1 protein-coding gene is annotated in these 449 nt (G+C 46.8%); it reads right to left on the bottom strand.

Features of this window, described 5'->3' with window-relative positions:
- On the bottom strand, window positions 1–449 hold a 449-nt coding region (locus tag HC175_RS18635), incomplete at both ends, for a zinc-dependent metalloprotease (RefSeq protein ID WP_209310095.1).

The following is a 449-nucleotide window of genomic DNA, read 5'->3' as shown; positions in this document are numbered from 1 at the left end:
AACCTCTCCACATGCCGCCTAATTCACGGTACACTTCCTCCAGGTCATCATAGTCCTGGTTATCTTTAGAAGTCCATTTTACAAGATTAGGCACCACCTTTTTCAGGTTTGCAAGTCCATATTCGCTGGCTTTGATCTGGTCATCCCCCAGGCTTTCTCTTTGGGACTGCGGATCGATTCCGCGGTAACCGCTTCCAAATTCATAGACAGGATCTCCAGCCTTTTCAAGGATCCAGGTACTAAGAACCTGTTTTTCTTCCTGCGGAGAATTTGCTTCAGGTAAATATCGGTAGCCCCAGTTGATCGCATAAAGATCATAAGGCCCCATCATTCTTATATATCTCACCCCTTCATCTCCCGGCTGCGCCACATAGTTCACCCGGGCATAATCCATAATGGAAGGCGTAAGCCCATATCTTTGGGTGAATTCAGGATCCCGTAAAGAATCT

This window comes from Salinimicrobium oceani (assembly GCF_012037645.1).
The sequence above is the reverse complement of the archived record's forward strand: the minus strand, read 5'-3'. Positions and strand labels throughout refer to the sequence as shown.